Consider the following 21263-nt stretch of genomic DNA (forward strand, 5'->3'; position numbering starts at 1 on the left):
TCCTGCCGAAGGCAGCCTTGCGTCCGCCGATGTTTTCGGCGCATTGCGTACCCGGGTACAGCGCGCAGTAGGCGTCTGCCTCACTTAATCATACAAGACTCTCTCCCTGAACTCTTCAACCAGCTCCGGAGAGTTGTTGGCAACGAGAACATTGGGATCTAGAAGGTCAAGAGGTTCCTTAAGACAGCTTCCAACGAAGCCACCGGCTTCCTTCACCAGCAGGACTCCGCTGGCAACATCCCATGGCTTGAGTTTCTCTTCCCAGAATATATCTGCTCTGCCGGCTGCAACGTAGGCAAAGTCAAGACACGCGCTTCCCGTTATACGAACGCCTCTACATATCTTTATCGCTCGATTAATTCTCCTCGTAATTCTCTCAAAAGACGTCTCGGATGAGTACTGAAGGCCAACATGACTTGTAGCTTCTCGAAGCTCTTTTGTTTTGCTAACCCAAATCCGTTTATTGTTTAAGTAGGCACCCTGACCCTCAATTGCATGGAATGTCTCCTTCCGGTTGTGATCATAGGTAACTGCCAATACGACACGATTTTCTGTGTACAGAGCAATCTGTGTCGAATAGTGAGGATTTGACTTCGAGAAGTTTGTCGTGCCGTCCACAGGATCAACTATCCACATTGTTGAGGATCTAACATCTGGTCCCGACTCTTCTCCGAGATACGCAGCATCCGGGAAGAGATTGTGAAGAAACGACTTGAGATTTTCTTCTATCTCGAGATCAACCGAGGTAACAATGTCCTTGTACCCGGACTTTCGTTCAACCGAAAACTCTTCCTTCGAGACCTTCCTCCATAGTTCAGGAAGATAAGCTCTGATTTTCCTGCTGAAGGTATTGAGAAGCAGATTATCCACGCAGCTTCACACCAATCTCTTCAGTCTCTTTTAAAACCAACTCGATTAGAGAGTTTATCTCTTCGTCGGTAAGGGTCTTTTCGAAAGATTCAAAAGCTAGAGTAACTGTTATGCTCCTGTATCCATGTTCAATGCCTTTTCCTTCATACAGGTCGGAAACCCTTACTTCGTTGAAAAAGGTTCCTTCTAGAGTGTCGGTTATCAGCTTTTCAAGCTGCCCATAGTCTATAGAGTAAGGAACAAGGAACGAGAGATCTCTGAAGACTCTTGGGAATGGAGAGATTTTCTTTACTCCGGAAAACTCTTTCATCATGCTTTCAATTAAGGTTACGTTGAGTTCTGAAATAAACACTTCACCGCTTTTGATTTCGTAAAGAGAATCGGCTATTGCTGGATCTACAGCACCAAGGAAGCCCGCTCTTGCACCCTCAATCTCTACAGAGACTGCTTTCCCTCTTTCGAGCCAAGGGGCTGATGAAGGCTTGTACGCAGCAGTTAAACCGTAAAGTGAGAAGAACTCGTCGATTATTCCCTTGATAGTGAAGAAGTCGATTACCCTCTTGTCGGAATAATCCTGTGGATTCTCTCTTCCTGTAGCCACAAAACCTAACGCAGTTGTTTCGCACTGCTTCTCAAGTGGATTGAAAACCGAAGCTATCTCGAAGAGCTTGATATCTCTGTTCTGTCTTCTGAAATTGTAGGATGCCGCAGCTAAGAGATTATAGACTAGCGATGGCCTCAAGACAGCCATATCCATCGACAGCGGATTCCTCAAAGCGATGCAATCGACTCCTTTGTTTACTTTTGCAATCTCTTCGGGATTTACGAAACTGTATGTGACAACCTCGTCGAAACCATTTGCGACCATCAGATCCTTAAGTCTCTTCTGCCTCTTCAAAGACTCCGGTACGCCACCCGAGATGGGGGAAATCCTGGGCAATTCGTTTACTATCCTGTCGTAGCCGTAGATCCTGCCGATCTCTTCAACAAGATCAATTTCCAGTTTTGTGTCGTATGCTCGAAAAGCAGGTGGTTTTACCTTCCAGCCATCATCTGTGCGCTTCACTGAAAACTCCAGGCTTTCAAGTATTCTGCCGATCTTCTCTGGCGGAACTGCTCCTCCAAGTCTCTCACTTACGTACGACTCTCTTAGCTTTATATGCTGAAGCTCGGGCACCCTTCCGGCATCGACGATGTTCGAACCTACGTTCGCGCTACAGAGCTGCTTCATTAGATCGGCCAGTCGTCTTATCACGTATATCGAATCTTCGTAGTCTATACCTCTCTCAAATCTGTACGAACTGTCTGTAGAGATCCCAAGCTTCCTTGCAGTCTTTCGGATTCTCACGGGATCAAACACGGCAACCTCTAGCAGAACTCTTTTCGTAGTTGAATAGACGCCCGATTCCTCACCACCCATAACTCCCGCAAGGGCTAGAGGGGTTTCGCCATTTGTGATCAGCATATCGTTGTTATCAAGCTCCACGGTTTTTCCGTCGAGGAGTTCCAGCTTTTCTCCGTTTCTTGCCTTGCGAACAACTATTTCGGTTGATCCAATCTTCTCCACGTCGAATGCGTGAACAGGATGACCGGTCTCAAGCATCACGTAATTCGTTATATCCACTACGTTGTTTATCGGCCTGAGACCTGCCGCAACCAGTCTCTTCTTCATCCAGAGAGGAGACTCGCCGATTTTCACATGGTCCACCAGAAGGGCCGTGTATCTGATACAACCATTGTCGTTCAGCTTCACCTTCAGAAAAGGATCATCTCCGGTCTGAATCGACTCATCCACTTCAGGTCTCGTGATCTTCTTTTCAAAGATCGCACCTAGTTCTCTCGCCAATCCAACGACAGAGAGACAGTCTCCCCGGTTGGCCGTCAATTCCACTTCGACCACCGGCGAGTCGAGCCCAAGCAGTTCAACCACGGAATCCCCCGGTCGACCTTCTTCAAGTCTCAATATAGTAAGTGATTTGTCCTCCAGACCCAACTCCTCAAGAGAAAGGAACATTCCTTCCGATTCAACTCCAAGGAACTCCTTTTTCTCGATCTTCATTCCTGAAAGAGAGGAGCCTTCAGGCAACACGGCAACTGTTTCGCCTTTCTTCACAGTCAAGTCTGCTGTAACCACAGTTATCTTACGAGCACCGATGTCGATCTCGGTTATTTGAAGCCTTTCACTCTCAGGGTGAATACCTGTTGAAACAATCCTTCCCACCAATGCTCCCTCGACATAACTCCAGGGATACTCAACACCTGCAACTTCAGTACCGCTCAGTGATAAGCTATTGCCGAGTTCCTCAGGGGATTTGTCGCTTATATCAATGAAGTCACCAAGCCATTCGAGATACAGTCTCATATTACAGCCCTCCTGTAACCCCTAAGGAAGCGTCTATCGTTCCGAAGAAGGTCCCTGATGTCTTCAAGATCGTACTTCAGCATCGCAATTCTCTCAAGACCCGTTCCGGCAGCAAAACCACTCCAGACTTCAGGATCGTATCCTACGCTCTTAAATACGTTCGGATGTACCATGCCTGCTCCAAGGATCTCTAGCCATCCACTGCCTCCACAACTTCTGCAGCCTTCTCCGTTGCAGATCCCGCAACTCACATCGACTTCAAAGCTCGGCTCCGTAAACGGGAAGAAGCTGGGACGTAATCTGATCTTCCTGTTATCGCCAAAGAGCCTCTTGACAAAATGGTCTAGCGAGCCCTTCAAATGGCTGACCGATACTCCCTTATCCACGAACAGGATCTCAAACTGATGGAACATAGGAAGATGAGTAGCGTCGGGAGTGTCCTTTCTATAACAGGTCCCAGGCGCGAATATCGCGAGAGGCGGGTTTCTTGACTCCATTGTCCTTATCTGAACGGGAGAAGTATGCGTTCTGAGGAGTCTGCCGTCTTCAAGATAGAAAGTATCCTGCATGTCTCTTGCGGGGTGCCACTCAGGAGTGTTCAAAGCCTCGAAGTTGTAGTAGGTTGTCTCAATCTCCGGGCCCGTCGTTACCTCGAAACCCATGCTTACCCAGATACTCTGGACCTCTTCCATTGTCTGGCTGATCAAGTGTAGAGAACCTATATCCCTCTTCTTGCCCGGAATTGTGTAATCGAGCCTCTCGGATTTCTCTCGTTCTATCCTGGCCGTTTCTTCAAGTTCGTTTCTGCGAGTACTCAGAGCCTCTTCAATCGCATTCTTATACTCGTTGACCGTCTTTCCAAACTCTCTTCTCTCCTCAGGAGGAATCTCTTTCAACTTCTTCATAAGCGAGGTTATCAAACCCTGCTTCCCGACGAGCCTGGATTTCTCTTCCTGAAGTGAGTTTAAATCAGATATTTTCATCACTCTAGTGAGGACTTCTTCCAGATTAATGTCTAGTCCTTTCATTATTGCACCCCCAAGAAGCGTTTGAAGTTATCGTTATCTTGTCTTGCAGTCTGAACAAGAGCCCTTGTAGATGACCTCGAGCGACTTCACCTCGAAATCGTTCAGTTCAGGAGGAAGTCTTCTCATGCAAGCTTCAAAGTATTTGATTGGGATGTCGAAGACTCTACCGCAGGTATTGCATATGAAGTGACTATGAGGCTTGAGATTAGGATCGTATCGCCTGGAAGTCTTAGTTACAGCAATAGCCCTAATAATTCCTTCCTTTTCAAGAACTTCCATTACGTTATAGACTGTAGCCATTGAGATATTTGGATAAAGTTCTAAAGCAGATCTAAAAACTTCCTCAGCTCCCGGATGACCTTCATGATCTCTGAGAATCCGGATTATCGCAACTCTCTGAGGAGTAATCCTGTAGCCCCTGCTCTTGAGAAGAGCTATCGTCTCCTTGATCTCCATAATTCTATAGCCTCCAAAAAAGGTTTGATTGATTATACAACAAAATTCATTCAATTTAGAAAAAGATTTATGAAAACCTCAATAAGACTTGCTTCTAGAAGAAGGCAGCTTCAATCAATAGAGGTCTTCAAGAAGAGCCTTCAGGGTTTTAGTATCCACCATCCCAAGAAGACTAACCGCTGAAGAGGCCGAGAGTTTCTCAATTGCATAGCTGAATCCGTTTGCTTCCGCCATCTGAGCAGAGAACTTCTGAAGGTAATCCGGCTCAGAATTGAAAGAGAAGTACAGGACCATTCGTCCGAATTCCGGAGAGTACATGAGAAGTGTGTACAGATAGGTCTTACCATCAGTTGCAAAATCCATTGAAGACCATGCGAAATGCCTTTCGAGCATAGCTTCAGAAAAATAGACCGGCGGACGAACAATAATCATGCCGTCGGTAGCATTTGAAAGCTTGGTCAGAGCTTCATGAGACATCTCTGAGTAGTTTCTATAACTTGCACTAATCGAATGAAATGGATAAGACTTGACGAGCTTAAGAAGTCTATAGTTATCGTCATAAGTAACATCAAATGAGAGATCACCCGAGGAAATCGTAATCTTTCTGCCGCTTGGCAAATCAAGAAAGAGATTGATCGTATAAGATTTGCTATTCACTAGATCCACGAAATTGTCTTCGAAATCCTTTATCTTTGTTATCGGCTCAAAGGCAACGCTTCGCGTTCGGAAAATGGCATAATGGCCCGAGCTATTCCTAACCCAACCAAACTCACCCTTCGTTGTCGAGTAAGAAGTGACCAGCTTGTACGGACCAGATTTTATTACTCGCTCGTTCTTCGCAGTAGTAACTATTCCGCTCTCTTGTACGTATCTGTCTACTTCATACGAAGAGTTCTTGAGTGCATTAACAAGCGTCGTTAACTCTTCAACAGCATCCTTTCCAACCGCCAGCCCGACAGTAAGCAATAGGACAACGAGTACGGACAGCTTTTTCACGGCGATTTCACTCCTTTTGTGTCTTAGAGCGCGTATAGATCAATAAGTTGTGTTGATTCCGGAGATCTCAAAGTCATTGTTCACAGACGATTCATTCAGGAAGCCCAGAGAACGCTCCATCTCTTTCTCCATGACCACAATATCATTCATCTGTGAATCAACATGCGAGAAAACAGTCAAATTAACCCTGAGTCTCTCGTTCAGAGTCGAACTGTAACCAAGAACGTTTGCAAGTTGATAGAGATCGCCCTTTTTCTTGATTAGAATCGTATTGCCAGTGAAGAATGATACTGAAAACAGACCAAGAACTAGACATGCGGCCACAGTTCCGAGCATCTTGTAGGGTCTGCTCTTTAGCTTCTTGATCTTGCCAACAGTCCTCTTCTTAAGCTCATCAGAAGGTCTGTAAGAGCAGCTTTCCTTAAGAGCTCCAATCACCTTCACATAACTCCTAATTTCCTTCTTCTCATCTACCCTCATTTCCTCTAAAGGGATCTCGCGATCCAAAATGCGGACAAATCTCAGTTCATCCAATGTAACCTACCTCCTCGAGCATCTCCTTGAGTCGCTTTCTTGCATAGTGTAACCTGCTTTTCACCGTTCCGACCGGCTTTTCAAGTATATCGGCGATCTCCTCGTACGACAGGTCATCTATGTCTCTCAACTTAATCAGCAAACGATCATCTTCGGAAAGCTTGCCAACCACTAACATGAGTTCTTCAAAAGAAATCTCGTCCATAACTTCCCCAAAAACGTTCGTAGTTGCCGGCGGCTCAAATGTTACTTTGTCTTCGCTCTCTACGAAATCAGTCAAGAACTCGTTGTTCCGTTTTCTCTTGGCCAATGTGTCTTTGCAAACATTCACCGCAATCCTGTATAACCAAGTCGATAGTTTGGCGTCTCCACGGAACTTCTTGACGTTCTTGAAGACTTTTATAAAGACTTCCTGGATAACATCTTCTACATCATCATATCCAAGATACGATTTGATAACACTACCCAATCTCGGGGCGTAGTCATCATACAAGACTTCGTATGCCCAAACTTTCTTCTTCTTCAGTCCGTCTAGTAGCTTCTTTTCGTCCAACCATACCACCCTAATCTGTTCTATATGACGATGGAGAAGCGAACAGGGTTCAACTTCGCAAGTTAATTATACTAATTATTCGAGATTAATCATATCAATCCATTATAGACTGCAAATTCTTTTTACATGCGAATCATAAAATGAAAATGGCAAAACGCAGGAGCTCGACCTGTGTAAGAGAAGCAAATCAATGCAGGTCGAAAAAAACAAGCAAATCCGATAAAATTAAAGACGTTGGAACGAAACAGACTTTCATGGAGGTGAAGTATTGAAAAACGAAGAAGTCAAGAAGCTCGGTGAAAAGCTTACTTTGAAGAAGAAGAACGCCTGGTTTACGCTCGACAGAGATGCGGTCTTTGCCTATTCAAAAGATTATATGAACTTCATTGGCAAATCTGTAACAGAACGTCTGGCTGTCAGACATCTTGTGGACCTTCTCCAGAAAAATGGTTTCAAACCCCTCTCTTCATTCGAGGAAAGCGGCGTTAAAAAGGGTGACCGCATATTCATCACCAAAGGCGGCAAGGCGCTAATAGCAGCGGTCATCGGTGAAGACCTCAAGGACGGTATCGACATGATTGCAGCTCACCTCGATGCCCCCAGATTGGATCTCAAGCCGAGTCCTCTTGTAGAAGATTCGGAGCTTGCAATGCTCAAGACACATTACTACGGAGGAGTCAAGAAGTATCAGTGGCTAAACATACCTTTGGCCTTCGTAGGTACGGTAGTCAAGAGCAATGGAGAATCTGTTGATGTCTCTATTGGAATGAGCAGCGATGATCCTGTATTCGTGATTTCCGATCTTCTCCCTCATTTGGACAACAGGGAAGGCGATTTCAGAAAGGTCTTTCAAGGAAAGGATCTCAATGCCATGTCCGGATCTATTCCTATAACGGACGTCAAAGACTTTGAGAATCCAGTGAAGCTGATGTTCCTTAATCTGTTGTATGAAAAGTACGGACTTGTTGAAGAAGACTTCTTTTCTGCGGACATCCAGCTTGTGCCGGCTATCGAACCGAGGGAAGTTGGACTTGATCGATCTATGATCGGTGCTTACGCGCATGATGATAGGGTCTGTTCATACACTGCTATAACAGCACTCAAGGATATGTCTTCAATAGAGAACCCAAAGAGGACTGCAATGGTCCTTCTCTTCGACAGGGAGGAGATAGGAAGTGAAGGCGTTACAGGAGCAAAGGGGCGGTTTTGGGTCGCCTTTATCGAGAAGCTTCTCAATCTTTCTGGAGAGAAGGGGCTTTACGAGATCGACTTCCTTCTCGAGAAATCCAGAATGATATCGGGAGATGTTGCCGCCGGATTTGACCCGACCTTCAAGGATGCTCACGATCAAACAAATGCAGCAAGATTCGGATATGGAATTGCAATATTGAAATACACGGGCTCCAGAGGAAAGTCAGGAACCAGCGAAGCCAGTGCGGAGTTCATGGGCTATGTGCGAAACCTTCTGAACGAGAAGGGAGTGCACTGGCAGAGTACGATCTTAGGAGAAGTCGATAGGGGCGGCGGAGGGACAGTTGCGAAATTCTTCGCCGAAAGGGGCGTCACCGTAGTCGATGCAGGAACGCCGGTTTTCGGAATGCATTCACCATTTGAGATTCTCTCAAAGGTGGACCTATACGAAACATATAGAGCATACAAAGCCTTCCTGGAGGGAGGCGATGTCTAGGTCTGACTGCTCACCTACGGCAGTGTCGGAATGGATAGTAGAAAACTTTCCTAGAGGTCGCGACTATGAAGAACCTTTCAAGGTTTTGGTGAGCACAATATTGAGTCAGCGCACAAGAGATGAGAATACCGAGGAAGCCTCACGCAGGCTTTTCTCGGTTTATCCCGATCCTGAATCGCTTATGAAAGCTCTCCCGGAAGACCTGTACGAGCTGATAAAAGCATCCGGGATGTACAGGCAGAAGGCTTCCAGAATAATCAACTGCGCAAGAATAGTCGTAGAAAACTTTGGAGGGGTTGTCCCCGATACCCTTGAAGAGCTTGTTACAATTCCCGGAGTTGGCAGAAAGACGGCTAACATCGTTCTAAACGTTTCATTTGGAAGGGAGGCCCTGGCAGTTGACACCCATGTTCACAGAATCGCAAATAGACTGGGATGGGTGAAGACGAAGAGGCCCGACGACACCGAATTTGCTCTGATGAAGATCTTGCCACCCAAGATATGGGGGCCGGTGAACGGGTCAATGGTTGAGTTCGGCAGGGAGATCTGCAGACCTGTAGGCCCAAAGTGCGACATTTGTGGAATCAGGGAGTGCTGCGACTACTTCTCTCAGGTCTTTGTGCAAACCACCGGGAGATAGCGACAACAGAGATAATTATGATTCCCAGGGCCGAACTTAAGAACCTTGCCTCCAGTAGATAGCGGCTTCCGTTTAGTCTGTAGATGGCAACGGCAAACGTAGGAAAGTCCTTGCTCCCGAGTATTAGCGATCCGCCAAATTCGCCCATAGAAATTGCGAAGACTACCGTTGCAGCGTAAATAATCGTGCTTCTAAAGAAAGGGATTATCATATACCATACGCGTGCAAGTTTCGAAGCACCGTCGAGTTGCGCCGCCTCAAGGAAGGCAAGCTCAGCACCGATCACCTGACCACTTATGTAGTTCAAAGCAACGGGTAACGAAATCACAATGTAAAGCAGCACCAGCAGCAGTGGAACAGGGAAACTCCCAAATGCTGTGAGATAGGAAACAGCTAGAATCGAAGGTGTTACGGACAGAGCTATCAAAGACACTATTCTCAGATATCTCGATCCTCGAGAGGTGTGCCTTGCTTGCCACGAAAGAAAAAAGGCGATTGTTACCGTCACAACGGCTGCAAGAAATGAAAGCGTTATTGAATTGACCAATGTGTTGACCAATCCCGTGCCGAGAAGCACGATCTTTTCTGTAAACAGCTTCGTTATCCTCTCGAAGATGAATTCCTTTCTGGTCCAGTCGTAGAATGAACTGAAGAGGGCACCAAGAATCGGTATCCACTCGAAGAGAACAAATATCCATGAGTAGATGCCCGTGAATCTGTTCTTTTCCAGATACTGCTCACCATGTTCAAAGGGCGAACTCTTCTCGCTCAGTGAAATGAGTAATCCGAAAACCATAATAAATGCGAACTGAACTGCGGCAAGAACGACTGCATTCTGCGGTGCAGCCAAAAGCCTGAAATTCATATAGATTGAAACTTCCAGGGTAGCGAATTGCGCCCCGCCCAATACAAGAACAACGGCAAAAGAGGTGAAACAGTAAGTGAAGATCAGAAGCGCGGAATTGATAATTGCCGGTGTAACAAGAGGTAGTTCTACTCGCAGAAGTCTTCGTATCCTCCCCGATCCGTCTATCTTAGAACTTTCCAGCACATCTGAAGGCAAACTTCTGAGCGCATTCCCAAGAACTAGTATAACTATTGGTGCGTTATAGAAGACGTGTCCAAGTAAGACTGCCCCAAGAGAATAAAGAATCTGTACCCTCTCCAGACCGGCAAAAGACATCAAATTGTTGAAGAGTCCATTTCTGCCGTAAACTGCCAGGAAGCCTATTGCCATCGATATGCTGGGAAAGAAGAACGGTATATAGGTTGTTATTCCCAATAGACGTGAAAGACGACCGTTGCTTCTCGCATAGTGAACTGCCGCCGGGAAACCGACGATCATTGCCAGAAATGTACTGAGAAGCGCCTGCTTGACCGTGAACCCGGCAATCGACCTGAACGAGGGCGACGAAATCACTGAAAAAATCGTATCTAACTCTAGATTACCGAAGGCAAAGAATAACGGCAGCAAAACAACGGCCGCGATCCCAACTGCAGATATTGTCAGAAATTTACCTTTCGTATATTACCGCTTCCCACTTGGAGATGAGTTCGGAAAGATCCACCTCGGCAGATAGTTTCAGAATCTTCTCCGGTTTGACGGCATAATCGAAGGCCGGGGGCATCTCTACATCTATTACAGGGAACATCCACTGGTTAAGGGGAATATGACGCTGAAAGTCCTCACTCAGAAGAAAGTCCATGAACATTTCAGCATCGCGCAGATTCTTCGTCCATCTTATGATTCCCGCTCCCTCAATCTGGACGTAACCCCTGCCCTCTGGAATTATTGTCATATAGACAGATTCACCGTAATAATGCATTGAATATGCTCCATCCGTGGCATAAGAAACCATTATTGGAGCCTCTCCGGATTCGAATTTCTGGAAAGAGTCGTCCCACCCGAGAGAAACTGTGAGTATCGAGGGTTTGAAAGCCTGCCAGAATTCCTCAAATCGCTCGCCAAAAAGCAGATAAGTCCAAGCGAGGAAAGATAGACCGGTACTCGAGGTTCTGGGATCTTGAATAATCACGCTCCTTCGATACTCCGGCCCGGTTAGATCCCAAAGCGTTTCGATGGAATCTTTTATCTGGCTAGTGTCACATATTAGCGCGATCCCTCCGAAATCATATGGGGTTAGTCTCCACTGACTATCGAGTAGAAGATCATTATCAAAGATCTTCTCATAGCCTTGGGGTCTGTAAGAAAGAAAGATACCTTCTTCGAAAGCACGTCTCGAAAGAAGGTTATCGATTCCAATCACGACATCTCCATCGAAATTCTCGCGCTCGGAAATAATCAAGCTCAGCAGAGAACCCGAATCTCCAACAGCGCGAAACTCAACTGCAATTCCCGTTTTTTCTGTAAACTTCGAAAAAGTCTCTTGCGCGAGCGGTTGAAGGGAATCGTATGAATATACCTTGAGCGGCAACACTGTCGAAAATGGAATGAAGAGGATCAATGATAAGACCAGAAATGCTCTTCTCATAAAAAACACCTCCTGCAAGAAATTACCGGAGGCGCTAGCCATGGCCTTCCCTACGCCGGTGCTAACCGGATCAGGTTCTTGGGGTCTGCTTTCAGCACTCTCAGCCTTCTGGGCTCCCCCGGCACTCAATTATAACACTACGCTTTTGGTGATACAATTGACCAGGAGGTGGTCGCTTGAAGGCTGCAATCCTTCTTACCGGGGACGAAATCACCAGAGGCGTGGTCAAAGACAGTAATGGAGGTTATCTCGCAGAGAGTCTTACGGCACTGGGATTTGAAGTCCAGTCAATCGTTGTAGTTCCGGACAGCAGGGAATACATAAGCCACGAGATAAGAACGGCTCTTAGTAGAGCTGATCTCCTCCTAATAACAGGAGGACTTGGAACCACATTCGATGACATTACTCTTCAGACTGTTGCCGACTATCTCGGCAGGGAGCTGAGCTTCGATAGCGAGTATTATTCTGCATTAGAAGAAAGCTTCCTTAAGCGGTTTTCCAGAGAAGCCCCTGCGGGACTGAAGAGGCAAGCTCTCGTTATGCAGGACTCGGTTCAGCTTCCGAACATCTCTGGTAGCGCCAGGGGATCATTTGTGAGAACAGAGAACAAGGAGATCGTTATTCTTCCCGGACCTCCGATGGAAATGGAAGCGGTCTTCATGGAAGCCCTCAAACACATTACTCTGCCGCCCAAGATGTTTTCTAGAACGATCGGATTCCTGGATCTTACTGAACCAGAAGTAGAAGACTTCACTGAGGAGATGCTTTCCAGGTTCTCTGGAGTAAAGTTCGTAACAAGAGTACGTTATTTCTCTGGTCCAACAGTGATCCTGTCCGCGAGTGACGAGTCTGTTCTCGAAGAGGTTTGCCACCTCTTCTCCGAGCGGTGGAAAAGGTACATCTACACAACAAGCGGCGAGGAACTGGTTGAAGTGGTTGTCAAAGGGCTTCGGGAAAAGAACCTGACAATTTCCGTAGCGGAATCCTGTTCAGGAGGACGCCTTTCTGCACTTCTCACTTCGGTTCCCGGAGTCTCAGATGTCTTTTCTGGAGGCATCGTATCTTATTCGAACGAATCGAAGATGTCACTCCTGAAAGTCAGTGAGAACTCTTTGAGTCAACACGGTGCCGTCTCTGAAGAGGTGGCCTTCGAAATGGCCGCGGGGACAAGTCGTCTCTTCGGAACTGATGTGGGCCTTTCCGTCACTGGAATAGCAGGTCCTTCGGGAGGGTCAGATCTTAAACCCGTGGGCCTTGTCTGCTCTGCAGTGAGGATTGTAGATTCAATAGAGACCTACACCGATAGATTCAAGGGAGCCAGAGAGACAATCCAGCTAAGAGCTGCAAGCACTGTTTTGAAAAGGCTTTGGAGGTTGTTTTGGAACGAGTATTATATAGAGTAAACGACCCGATTTCCTGGGTCGAGAAGAAAATCGAAAAGTGCTCTGCAACTGTAGTCATTTTTCCCAGCGAGAGAATGCTGGAATCCTTCATCGACATACATTCGAAGCATGAGGGTGATGGATTCTTCTTCTCTCATGATGTCTTCCCATTTGAAGACGTCGGGACTTCTCCCAGGATAAGGTCTGAACGACTCGCGTTGCTCAGAAAGCTGCTTCTCGGAGAGCTCAGAACCGTGTATACGTCTTTTCATGGTCTTCTGAGAAAGACAGTGCCAATCGAAGTCTTCGAAGGCCTTTCGCTGAAGGCTGAAGTTGGAGGTCCACTCACTCTCCACGAGGACCACCTGCAGAGTCTGGGATATTCCAGGGCGTTTTCCGTCACAATTCCCGGGGAATTTGCCGTTAGAGGAGGAATTGTCGACATCTTCATTCCTGGGACTGAAAGACCGATTAGAATAGACACTTTCGACAGAGAGATAGAATCGATCAGAAGTTTCGATCCGGCAACTCAGAAGAGTCTTCAAAGGCTGAATGAAGCTTATGTAACTCCTGCTGCCGAGGGCATCACCGCCTCACCACACAGGGAACTCGCTCTGAAAAGAATTTCCAGCGCAGAAAAGGCAATCGGTGGCTCGGATGAGATTCTTCGGGACCGCCTGGACACGATGGATACTATTGCAGGAATCTTCTACGAGCGGCAATCGATTCTTCTTGACTTTCTTGAAAACTACAACGTAGTCTTTGTCAATCCAGACGATGCGTTAGCTGAATTTGGGCGAAGAGAACGCGAGACTCTTGAACTCCTTTCGGACAAAGCTGTTAGAAAGTTCCTCTACATCAGATTCGGTGGAGTGTCCTCAGAAGTGCTACTGAAGTTGAAGGATTATTCCATCGTATCTGACGGAGAAGTCTCCTCTCTTGATTACGACTCGGAGCTCGGCGAGAAGCTTGAGATAATCAAGAGACCAAGGAGAGAAGAAGAGTTTTTGCCGAGAATACCGGTGGTTGACTGGACGGAGCTGGAAGAGGGAGATTTTGTTGTCCACAAGGAGTACGGCATTGGTCGTTATCTTGGAGTAAGAACAGTGGAGAACATTCTAGGAACCAGAGAGTATCTTCTCCTGGAGTACAGAGATGGAAATAAGATCTACGTTCCGGTCGACAGGGTCGATCGTGTTCACAAATACATAGGAAACACCGAAGGAATTCAGTTGAACTCCTTGAGAGGTACTGCCTGGAACAGACAGAAATCGAAAGTGAAGAGAGAAGTGAAGGCTTTGATTGAAGAACTGTCAAACCTTTACGGCTCAAGAGAGGCCTCGTCAGGAATTCCTTTGATAGGCGAAAGCGAGATGGAGAAGAGCTTCAAAGAAAGCTTCCCGTATCTCGAGACAGAAGATCAGCAGAAGGCAGTCGAAGAAGTACTTGACGACCTGAGTACCAACAAGCCGATGGATCGTCTAATAAGTGGCGATGCCGGATACGGAAAAACCGAAGTGGCTCTGCGTGCTACCTTCAGAGCAGTTGTCTCCGGGAAACAGGTCGCTGTGATGGTTCCTACGACGGTTCTGGCCAGACAGCACTTCGATAACTTCGAAAGCAGGCTTAGCCCTTTTGGAATTAGAGTAGAGATTCTAGATAGATACAGGACCGACGCCCAGAGAAGCAGGCTCTTGAAAAGGCTTAAGAATGGACAGGTCGATGTCGTTGTAGGCACTCACTCTTTGCTCTCAAAGGAAATCGTATTCGCCGATCTTGGCCTGGTAGTAGTCGACGAAGAACAGCTCTTCGGCGTCCTCCAGAAAGAGCACTTCAAGAAGCTTCGGTTGCAGATACATGTTTTGTCGATGAGCGCCACGCCAATACCGAGAACTCTTTACATGTCTCTTTCGGGTCTCAGAGACCTCTCGGTAATATCTACTCCGCCCGCAGGAAGAACTTCGCCAGAGATATATGTAGGAGCGATAAATGAAAGGCTTATCAGAACGGCAGTACTGAGGGAGACCAACAGAGGTGGTCAAACGATCTTTGTTCACAATAGAGTCGCCGAACTGCCGGAGATTCTCGTGAAGCTGAGAGATCTTCTGCCGGAAGTCAAGATCGACGTTGCTCACGGTCAAATGAACAAGACGGCCTTTGAGCGTACGATAAGGGAATTCTACGTTGGTGAACTAGACATGCTTCTATGCACAACAATAATCGAAAGCGGTGTTGATGTCCCTAATGCCAATACATTGATTGTGAATGATTCCCAGAGATATGGATTGGCCCAACTTTACCAGTTGAGAGGTAGAGTCGGCAGGAGCAATCGGAGAGCCTTTTCATACTTTCTTTACGATCCAAAGAGACTGTCCGATCCTTCGAGAGAGAGGCTGAAGGCTTTGAAAGAGTTCTCGGGAGCCGGAAGCGGAATGAAGATCGCAATGCGGGATCTCGAGATAAGAGGGTTCGGAACGCTGCTTGGCGCAGAGCAACATGGAAACATCAACTCGGTCGGACTGTACCTCTATCGTGAAATGGTAGATAAGGCTATGAAAGAGCTAAGAGGGGAGTTCGAAATCGGTGTCGAGGAAAGGACTGTAGATACGGAACTGAAGAATATTCCGTTCGATATGGTGATCCCTGAGGAGTATGTCTCCGATTCTATAGAGAGGTTGAAGATCTACAGAAGAATCGCAGCATGTAAAGAAGAGAGCGAAATCGACGAAATAGAAGCGGAACTGATAGATAGATTTGGCCGACTTCCTTCTCAAGTTGTCTCCCTTCTTGAAGCTTCGCGGATAAGACTTGGGGCATTCACTATGGGAATAAAGATCGTTGAGTACGATTCTCACTCGGAAAGCTTAGTTATGACTCACGGCGAAAACCATATCCGCGACTCTCTGGGAGTTAGGAGCCGCAGGTTAATTGTAAACGAAAGGGAAGGGAAATCCATTCTCTATGGAGTGCCCGAAAGACATCTGATGAAGACGCTGAAGACACTCTTCCATGGAGCTGAGAACATTGTTTGAGGATATCATTTGCGCACTTTCAACTCCCAGAGGAGTATCTGCAACGTCTGTTGTAAGATGCTCCGGTCCACGGGTACTAGAGAGAATCCGATACTTGATCTCAGGCCCGAAAAGTCTTCAACCACGAAGGGCATATGTAGCGGAATTTTTCGAAGGCGATCGCTTCATCGATGAGGTCGTCGTTGTTTTCTTTGAAGGCCCGGCTTCCTACACAGGCGAAGATATGCTTGAGATCTCGTTTCATGGAAACCCGATTATTGTGGAGAACGCTTTGGAAGCTCTGTTTCGTGCTGGCTCGAGAATGGCTCTCCCGGGGGAGTTCACAAAGAGGGCGGTTCTGAACGGGAAATTCGATCTTATCAAAGCCGAGGCGATAAACGCCCTTATCACTTCCAAAACAGAGAGAGCTCTGGAAGCAGCCGTGAAAAGCTTTACAGGAGGTCTCAGTGAAGAAGTAGTCTCTTTCAGGGAAAAGATGATTCGTCTTCTCGCCGCCGTTGAAGTTGAACTGAACTATCCTGATGAAGTTGAGACTGATTACTCCTCTCTGCGCGGTGAACTCCTGGATTTGAGGAATGAGATTGCCCATTTCGTGAACAGTTCCGAGAACGGGATAATACTCTCCCGGGGAATCAAAACCGCAATCGTAGGAGAGACAAATGTCGGAAAGTCTACTCTTCTCAACGCTTTGCTGAAACGCGATAGAGCGATAGTCTCAGATCTTCCCGGTACAACGAGGGATACTATTGAAGAAGATCTCAACATAGAAGGTGTTCTGTTTAACGTAGTGGATACCGCAGGAATACGGGAAGCAACAGATGCTGTGGAAGAGTTGGGAATCAAAAGGAGCTTGAAGGCAATCGAGGAAGCCGATTTAGTAATTCTACTGAGAGATCCTCATAACCAGGAAAACCGGGATCTAGAGGAAGATCTTCGAAACGGAAGGAAGCGGCTTATTGTTGCAGCAAACAAATCCGATATTCGAAAGATCGAAAGCGGCTCTTACGATGTAATTATCAGCGCGAAAACCGGTGAAGGAATTAGAGATCTCGAGAAGCTCATGCTGAAGAAAACAGATGACATCACCTCGATTGAAGATTCCGTAATTATTAGCGCGAGGCAGAAACAGAAGCTTTCAGATTCGGTAGACTGCATTGACAAATCGATAGAAGCAATAGATAGTTTGATAACTGTCGACGTTGTGAGCACGATGATTGAGCAGGCCGCAAGAAGTCTCGACGAATTGTTGGGAACAAACGTTACAGAAGATTTGCTGAATAGGATTTTCAGCGATTTCTGTGTTGGGAAGTGATCTTAATGACTGGGATTCTCTTACTGCTAGCAGGTTCGGCCACGAGGTTTGTTCTTTCTCCGCTCTGGTACTTTCTGGCATGCACGCCGGCATATATTGTCTTCACCGTGCTGAGGAAGAGATTTGATTACCGCATACTAGCACTTGCTCCTTTGATCCCGATAGTCGCTGAGGTGATCGCAATACTTCTTGGCAATTTCAAGGCAGGCTTCCTTTTTGGAGACATAATCTGCATAATTACTGCCCTACTTGGCATGGGAGACGAACGACCAAAAGAAAGACTGATCCGGGATTTGGGGCTCTCTGGAGCCGAAAACAGAATGCGCGTAAACTCCATGTTCTATACATTCGGCAGAGTAGCCCAAATCGAGAAAGTAAACATGAGTCAGAGTTACGCCGTTATTCATGACAAAGCCTTTCGCTTCACGGTCGATATCCCAGGAAGCGGAAGGGTCACCATGGTTATTCCGATAGAGAAGATCGAAGAGGTTTCAGTCCATCTGAGCATGTCTTCGGGCGAGCTTTACCTTCCCTCTCTCAGAGACATGTTCCTCCCTGCCAGAAAGATAAAGATGATAGGCAAACCAAAAATAAGGGACTACTTCTTACTTGTGAGGACTTCAGAAGACACCTATTCCTTCTACGAAGAACCTGCGACAGTTCTGAGAATACAGGAGGAGATAGAAGCGGCAAGAAAAGAAACAGAGCAATTAGTGCAGAATCATCCGGCAACTTCCACTTAAAAAGACGGTTGCAGGCTATCGAATGATTGTACTTTCCAGCGAAGATTTTTTCACAACACTGCCAAGTTCAGGTTTCGGGAGCCATTGTTAGTCGCACTTCTCACTTGCTGCGCTATAATTCAATAAGAAGTGAGGTGGTAGATATGGAAGAATCGAGAGAATACCATTTTGACACTCTAGCAATACACGCTGCGGAGCAAGAGGACCAGAACCAGGCACTCAACTCTCCGATATACATGACTTCAACATTTACATTCACTGATTTGCAGCAAGCCGAAGATACCTTTTCCTTTAAGAGGCGGGCATACGTTTATACAAGAGGCGGTAATCCAACCATAAATCTTTTCGAACAGAGACTTGCCACTCTCGAGAACGGAGTGGACAGTGTAGCCTTCTCTTCAGGAATGGCAGCGATCAGTTCGGTGATTCTGTCCTTCTCGGGAGCTGGGGATTCTGTCCTTGCACACAGAAATCTCTACGGCTCAACGTTCGGGTTTCTGAACCACCTTATAGCGAAGTATGGGATCAATACGGACTTCATCGATATGACAGATCTCAACAATGTGGAAAGATCTATCACTCCGAACACAAGGGTGATGTTCCTCGAAACACCGACAAATCCGGCTCTAGAGATAATCGATATTGAGGGCCTTTGTGCCATTGCCCACTCGAAGGGCATAAAAGTGGTTGTCGACAACACGTTCGCAACCCCCGTATTCCAGAAACCTCTGGATTTCGGCGCGGACGTTGTGCTCCATAGTGCTACCAAGTACATATCGGGCCACGGAGACGTTGTTGGGGGAGTTGCGACCTCTAAGGACTTTGATTATACTCAGAAGCTGAAATTCGGATATATGTGTGAACTTGGAGGAGTCATCAGCCCTTTCAGCGCCTGGCTGCTACTAAGGGGCATGAAGACACTCGGGTTAAGGATGGAAAGGCATGAAAGAAACGCGACTGCAATAGCGGAATTCCTAAGAAAAAGAAAGGAAATCGAGAAGACTTCTTTTCCTGGGTTCGAGGATCATCCAGGCCACAAATTGGCTGCCAGACAGATGGAAGGCTTCGGCGGAATTATCAGCTTCGAGTTGTGCGGACCAAAGGAAAACGCAGAGAAATTCGTCCAGGGCCTGAAGCTCATAAAACTGGCCGTTTCACTCGGAGATGCGGAGACTCTAGTAGAAGTACCTGCCATGATGACCCACAGAGACTATCCAGAGGAGGAACTTCATAGATTCGGGTTCTCAAGCAAGACAGTTAGAATATCAGCCGGTTTGGAGCATCACTCCGATCTTTTGGAGGACATTGAGGATGCTCTCGAGAAGGTCTACAAATAATGAAGGCGCTTATCTTTGATGAGACTCTGAGACTGAGAGAAGTACCTATTCCGGAAAGGCAACCGGGAACATCTCTTGTTAGGGTAAATCTCGCAGGTATCTGCAATACGGATATCGAAATAACAAAAGGCTACATGAACTTCCGAGGAATTCTCGGCCACGAGTTCCTCGGAACAGTGGTCGAAAGCGACACAAGTTTCCTAGTTGGAAAGAGAGTGGTATCCGAAATAAGCATACCCTGCAAGAAATGCGATCTGTGCGATATGGGACTTTTCAAGCACTGTAGAAACACAAGGACAATCGGCATTGCAGACTACGCGGGTACAATGGCCGAGTACGCCGTTCTGCCGGACGAGAACCTTCACACAATACCCGAGAAAGTTTCCGATAGAAAGGCGGTCTTTGTAGAACCATTGGCTGCAGCCGCCCATGTGCTCGAAAGTGTTGACTTCTCTTCAACTGACAGAGTCTGTCTTATTGGAGATGGGAAGCTTGGTATGCTTATATCGATGGTTCTTTCCGCGAGCGGAGTTGACCATGTACTTGTTGGCAAACACTCAGAGCGAATGAAGCTTCTCGGTGACAATAACAGAGCCTCCTTTGTAAGCGTAAACGAAGCGGACTCGTACGATAGAGACTTTGATGTGGTGGTCGAAGCAACGGGGAATCCCTACGGGCTGGCTTCTGCGTTGAAAGTAGTGAGGCCCCAGGGAAAGATCGTGCTTAAAAGCACCTATGAAGGAACTCCAGAAGTAGACATTACAAGTGTAGCTGTGAGAGAGATTCACCTTATTGGATCGAGGTGCGGGCCATTTGACAAAGCGATCTCGTTTCTTGAAAGCGGACTTGTTGACCCAACAACCCTTATAGCGAAGACGTTTTCCATTGACGAGTCGCTTGAGGCTTTTGAAGCAGCCAGAAGATCTCTCAAAATAATTATAAGGATGGATTAAACTGGACGGCATCTATAGAATGTACTTCTTTGATCTAGATCACACAATTCTCGATTTCGAGAGAAGTGAAATAGAATCGCTTTTGGAGTTGTTCGACTCTAGAGGGATCGCGTTGTCTGAAGAACAACTCTCATTATACAGAGAAACAAACTCGAAGTGGTGGAGTTATCTTGCGCTTGGAGAAAAGACCAAGGATGAAGTCGTTCTTGGAAGGTTTGTGGATTATTGCAGCTCTATCGGAGTGAGCTTTAGTCCTGAAGAACTGAATGACGAATACCTGACCAGACTTTCAAAGAAGGCATACTTTCTCCCGGGCGCAAGAGAGTTTCTCACAACGATGAGGCGCCGCGGAAAGAGAATGGCGGTAATAACGAACGGAGTATACCGCGTGCAACACAACAGATTCCTTTCTGCAGGCCTCCCTGAATTCTTCGAATTCTCTCTTTCTTCAGAAGAGGCCGGCGCTGCCAAACCCAACCCCGAAATCTTCTTCGTGGCAATGCGCAGGGCACGTGTTCAGAAGGATGAAGTCGTATACATTGGAGACAGTCTTGAGTCGGACTACAGAGGCGCAGAAAATGCGGGAATTGACTTCATATGGTTCGGCCCTCATGCTCGGAGGAATCGTGGCCCGATAAACATAGCAAAGAGCTACGATGAACTACTTATGCTTCTTGTTTGAGTCGAAAAACGGTTTCTGGGTCCGGTCATGCACACGTGCGTAATAGAACAGAATAAATCGGGTCTAAGGTATGGGGTTTAGGGTCTAGTAAAAAACTAAAGACCTCCTCCGTCGTTTCCAAGATCATTGACACATCCTTGGATAAAAACGAAACCCAGATCCCGTGCAAATTCATCACGGGATGACATGACGTGGAAGCATTTC

18 protein-coding genes and 1 riboswitch are annotated in these 21263 nt (G+C 46.7%); of the genes, 9 read left to right on the top strand and 9 right to left on the bottom strand.

The window, feature by feature from the left end; genetic code table 11:
- Positions 1-84: 84 nt before the first annotated feature.
- The 7 genes from B3157_RS01155 to B3157_RS01185 form a co-directional block, all read right to left on the bottom strand.
- The gene (locus B3157_RS01155; protein WP_103134288.1) at positions 85-870 is read right to left on the bottom strand and encodes an inositol monophosphatase family protein; all 786 of its coding nucleotides are present in this window, start codon (positions 868-870) and stop codon (positions 85-87) included.
- Positions 863-3232: a phenylalanine--tRNA ligase subunit beta gene (pheT, locus tag B3157_RS01160; RefSeq protein WP_292588209.1), complete on the bottom strand. Its 2370-nt coding sequence runs from the start codon at positions 3230-3232 to the stop codon at positions 863-865. The genes B3157_RS01155 and pheT overlap by 8 nt, the downstream gene beginning before the upstream one ends.
- Positions 3229-4260: a phenylalanine--tRNA ligase subunit alpha gene (gene pheS / locus B3157_RS01165; RefSeq protein ID WP_103134290.1), complete on the bottom strand. Its 1032-nt coding sequence runs from the start codon at positions 4258-4260 to the stop codon at positions 3229-3231. The genes pheT and pheS overlap by 4 nt, the downstream gene beginning before the upstream one ends.
- A 33-nt stretch (positions 4261-4293) precedes the next feature.
- Positions 4294-4716, bottom strand: coding sequence for a Fur family transcriptional regulator (locus B3157_RS01170; RefSeq protein ID WP_103134291.1), 423 nt, complete (start codon positions 4714-4716; stop codon positions 4294-4296).
- 114 nt (positions 4717-4830) lie between these two features.
- A complete protein-coding gene (locus B3157_RS01175) occupies positions 4831-5712 on the bottom strand; it encodes a hypothetical protein (RefSeq protein WP_214061216.1) in 882 nt (293 codons plus the stop codon).
- Between the two features lie 39 nt (positions 5713-5751).
- The gene (locus B3157_RS01180) at positions 5752-6246 is read right to left on the bottom strand and encodes a hypothetical protein (RefSeq protein ID WP_292588213.1); all 495 of its coding nucleotides are present in this window, start codon (positions 6244-6246) and stop codon (positions 5752-5754) included.
- Positions 6239-6799, bottom strand: a complete 561-nt coding sequence (locus B3157_RS01185; RefSeq protein WP_099829507.1) for an RNA polymerase sigma factor — start codon at positions 6797-6799, stop codon at positions 6239-6241. Before B3157_RS01185 ends, B3157_RS01180 begins: the two co-directional genes overlap by 8 nt.
- Positions 6800-7067: 268 nt before the next feature.
- Between B3157_RS01185 and B3157_RS01190 the strand changes: the two genes are divergently transcribed.
- Both B3157_RS01190 and nth read left to right on the top strand, forming a co-directional pair.
- Positions 7068-8486: an aminopeptidase gene (locus B3157_RS01190; RefSeq protein ID WP_292588217.1), complete on the top strand. Its 1419-nt coding sequence runs from the start codon at positions 7068-7070 to the stop codon at positions 8484-8486.
- Positions 8479-9126, top strand: a complete 648-nt coding sequence (gene nth / locus B3157_RS01195) for an endonuclease III (RefSeq protein WP_214061218.1) — start codon at positions 8479-8481, stop codon at positions 9124-9126. Before B3157_RS01190 ends, nth begins: the two co-directional genes overlap by 8 nt.
- Here nth and B3157_RS01200 read toward each other — a convergent pair.
- Together B3157_RS01200 and B3157_RS01205 are read right to left on the bottom strand one after the other, a co-directional pair.
- Positions 9071-10600: an ABC transporter permease gene (locus tag B3157_RS01200; RefSeq protein WP_292588219.1), complete on the bottom strand. Its 1530-nt coding sequence runs from the start codon at positions 10598-10600 to the stop codon at positions 9071-9073. The genes nth and B3157_RS01200 overlap by 56 nt on opposite strands.
- Positions 10601-10640: 40 nt before the next feature.
- Positions 10641-11618: a thiamine ABC transporter substrate-binding protein gene (locus tag B3157_RS01205; RefSeq protein ID WP_292588221.1), complete on the bottom strand. Its 978-nt coding sequence runs from the start codon at positions 11616-11618 to the stop codon at positions 10641-10643.
- 29 nt (positions 11619-11647) lie between these two features.
- Positions 11648-11748, bottom strand: a riboswitch (TPP riboswitch).
- Between the two features lie 46 nt (positions 11749-11794).
- Between B3157_RS01205 and B3157_RS01210 the strand changes: the two genes are divergently transcribed.
- The 7 genes from B3157_RS01210 to B3157_RS01240 all read left to right on the top strand — a co-directional run bounded on the left by B3157_RS01210 (position 11795) and on the right by B3157_RS01240 (position 21059).
- Complete coding sequence (locus tag B3157_RS01210; RefSeq protein WP_292588223.1) at positions 11795-13021, top strand: nicotinamide-nucleotide amidohydrolase family protein; 1227 nt, start codon at positions 11795-11797, stop codon at positions 13019-13021.
- Positions 12997-16032 (top strand): transcription-repair coupling factor, encoded by a 3036-nt coding sequence (mfd, locus tag B3157_RS01215; RefSeq protein WP_292588225.1) that lies wholly within the window; start codon positions 12997-12999, stop codon positions 16030-16032. The genes B3157_RS01210 and mfd overlap by 25 nt, the downstream gene beginning before the upstream one ends.
- The gene (gene mnmE / locus B3157_RS01220; RefSeq protein WP_292588227.1) at positions 16025-17344 is read left to right on the top strand and encodes a tRNA uridine-5-carboxymethylaminomethyl(34) synthesis GTPase MnmE; all 1320 of its coding nucleotides are present in this window, start codon (positions 16025-16027) and stop codon (positions 17342-17344) included. The genes mfd and mnmE overlap by 8 nt, the downstream gene beginning before the upstream one ends.
- Before the next feature lie 5 nt (positions 17345-17349).
- Positions 17350-18087: a hypothetical protein gene (locus B3157_RS01225; RefSeq protein WP_292588229.1), complete on the top strand. Its 738-nt coding sequence runs from the start codon at positions 17350-17352 to the stop codon at positions 18085-18087.
- A 143-nt stretch (positions 18088-18230) separates the two neighbouring features.
- Complete coding sequence (locus tag B3157_RS01230) at positions 18231-19424, top strand: trans-sulfuration enzyme family protein (RefSeq protein WP_292588231.1); 1194 nt, start codon at positions 18231-18233, stop codon at positions 19422-19424.
- Entirely contained in the window at positions 19424-20377 is a 954-nt protein-coding gene (locus B3157_RS01235) for an MDR/zinc-dependent alcohol dehydrogenase-like family protein (protein WP_292588233.1), read from the top strand. The genes B3157_RS01230 and B3157_RS01235 overlap by 1 nt, the downstream gene beginning before the upstream one ends.
- A 19-nt stretch (positions 20378-20396) precedes the next feature.
- On the top strand, positions 20397-21059 hold the full coding sequence (locus B3157_RS01240) for a YjjG family noncanonical pyrimidine nucleotidase (RefSeq protein WP_292588234.1): 663 nt from the start codon (positions 20397-20399) through the stop codon (positions 21057-21059).
- Positions 21060-21263 lie beyond the last annotated feature (204 nt).

Origin of the sequence: Mesotoga sp. UBA5557 (assembly GCF_002425715.1) — a bacterium.
Classification (GTDB): domain Bacteria; phylum Thermotogota; class Thermotogae; order Petrotogales; family Kosmotogaceae; genus Mesotoga.

Excerpts from the sequence above, each read along its gene's own strand:
- nth (WP_214061218.1), top strand. The coding sequence starts at position 8,479 with ATGTCTAGGTCTGACTGCTCACCTACGGCAGTGTCGGAATGGATAGTA.
- pheT (WP_292588209.1), bottom strand. The coding sequence starts at position 3,232 with ATGAGACTGTATCTCGAATGGCTTGGTGACTTCATTGATATAAGCGAC.
- B3157_RS01230 (WP_292588231.1), top strand. The coding sequence starts at position 18,231 with ATGGAAGAATCGAGAGAATACCATTTTGACACTCTAGCAATACACGCT.
- B3157_RS01225 (WP_292588229.1), top strand. The coding sequence starts at position 17,350 with ATGACTGGGATTCTCTTACTGCTAGCAGGTTCGGCCACGAGGTTTGTT.
- B3157_RS01235 (WP_292588233.1), top strand. The coding sequence starts at position 19,424 with ATGAAGGCGCTTATCTTTGATGAGACTCTGAGACTGAGAGAAGTACCT.
- pheS (WP_103134290.1), bottom strand. The coding sequence starts at position 4,260 with ATGAAAGGACTAGACATTAATCTGGAAGAAGTCCTCACTAGAGTGATG.
- B3157_RS01170 (WP_103134291.1), bottom strand. The coding sequence starts at position 4,716 with ATGGAGATCAAGGAGACGATAGCTCTTCTCAAGAGCAGGGGCTACAGG.
- B3157_RS01240 (WP_292588234.1), top strand. The coding sequence starts at position 20,397 with ATGTACTTCTTTGATCTAGATCACACAATTCTCGATTTCGAGAGAAGT.
- B3157_RS01205 (WP_292588221.1), bottom strand. The coding sequence starts at position 11,618 with ATGAGAAGAGCATTTCTGGTCTTATCATTGATCCTCTTCATTCCATTT.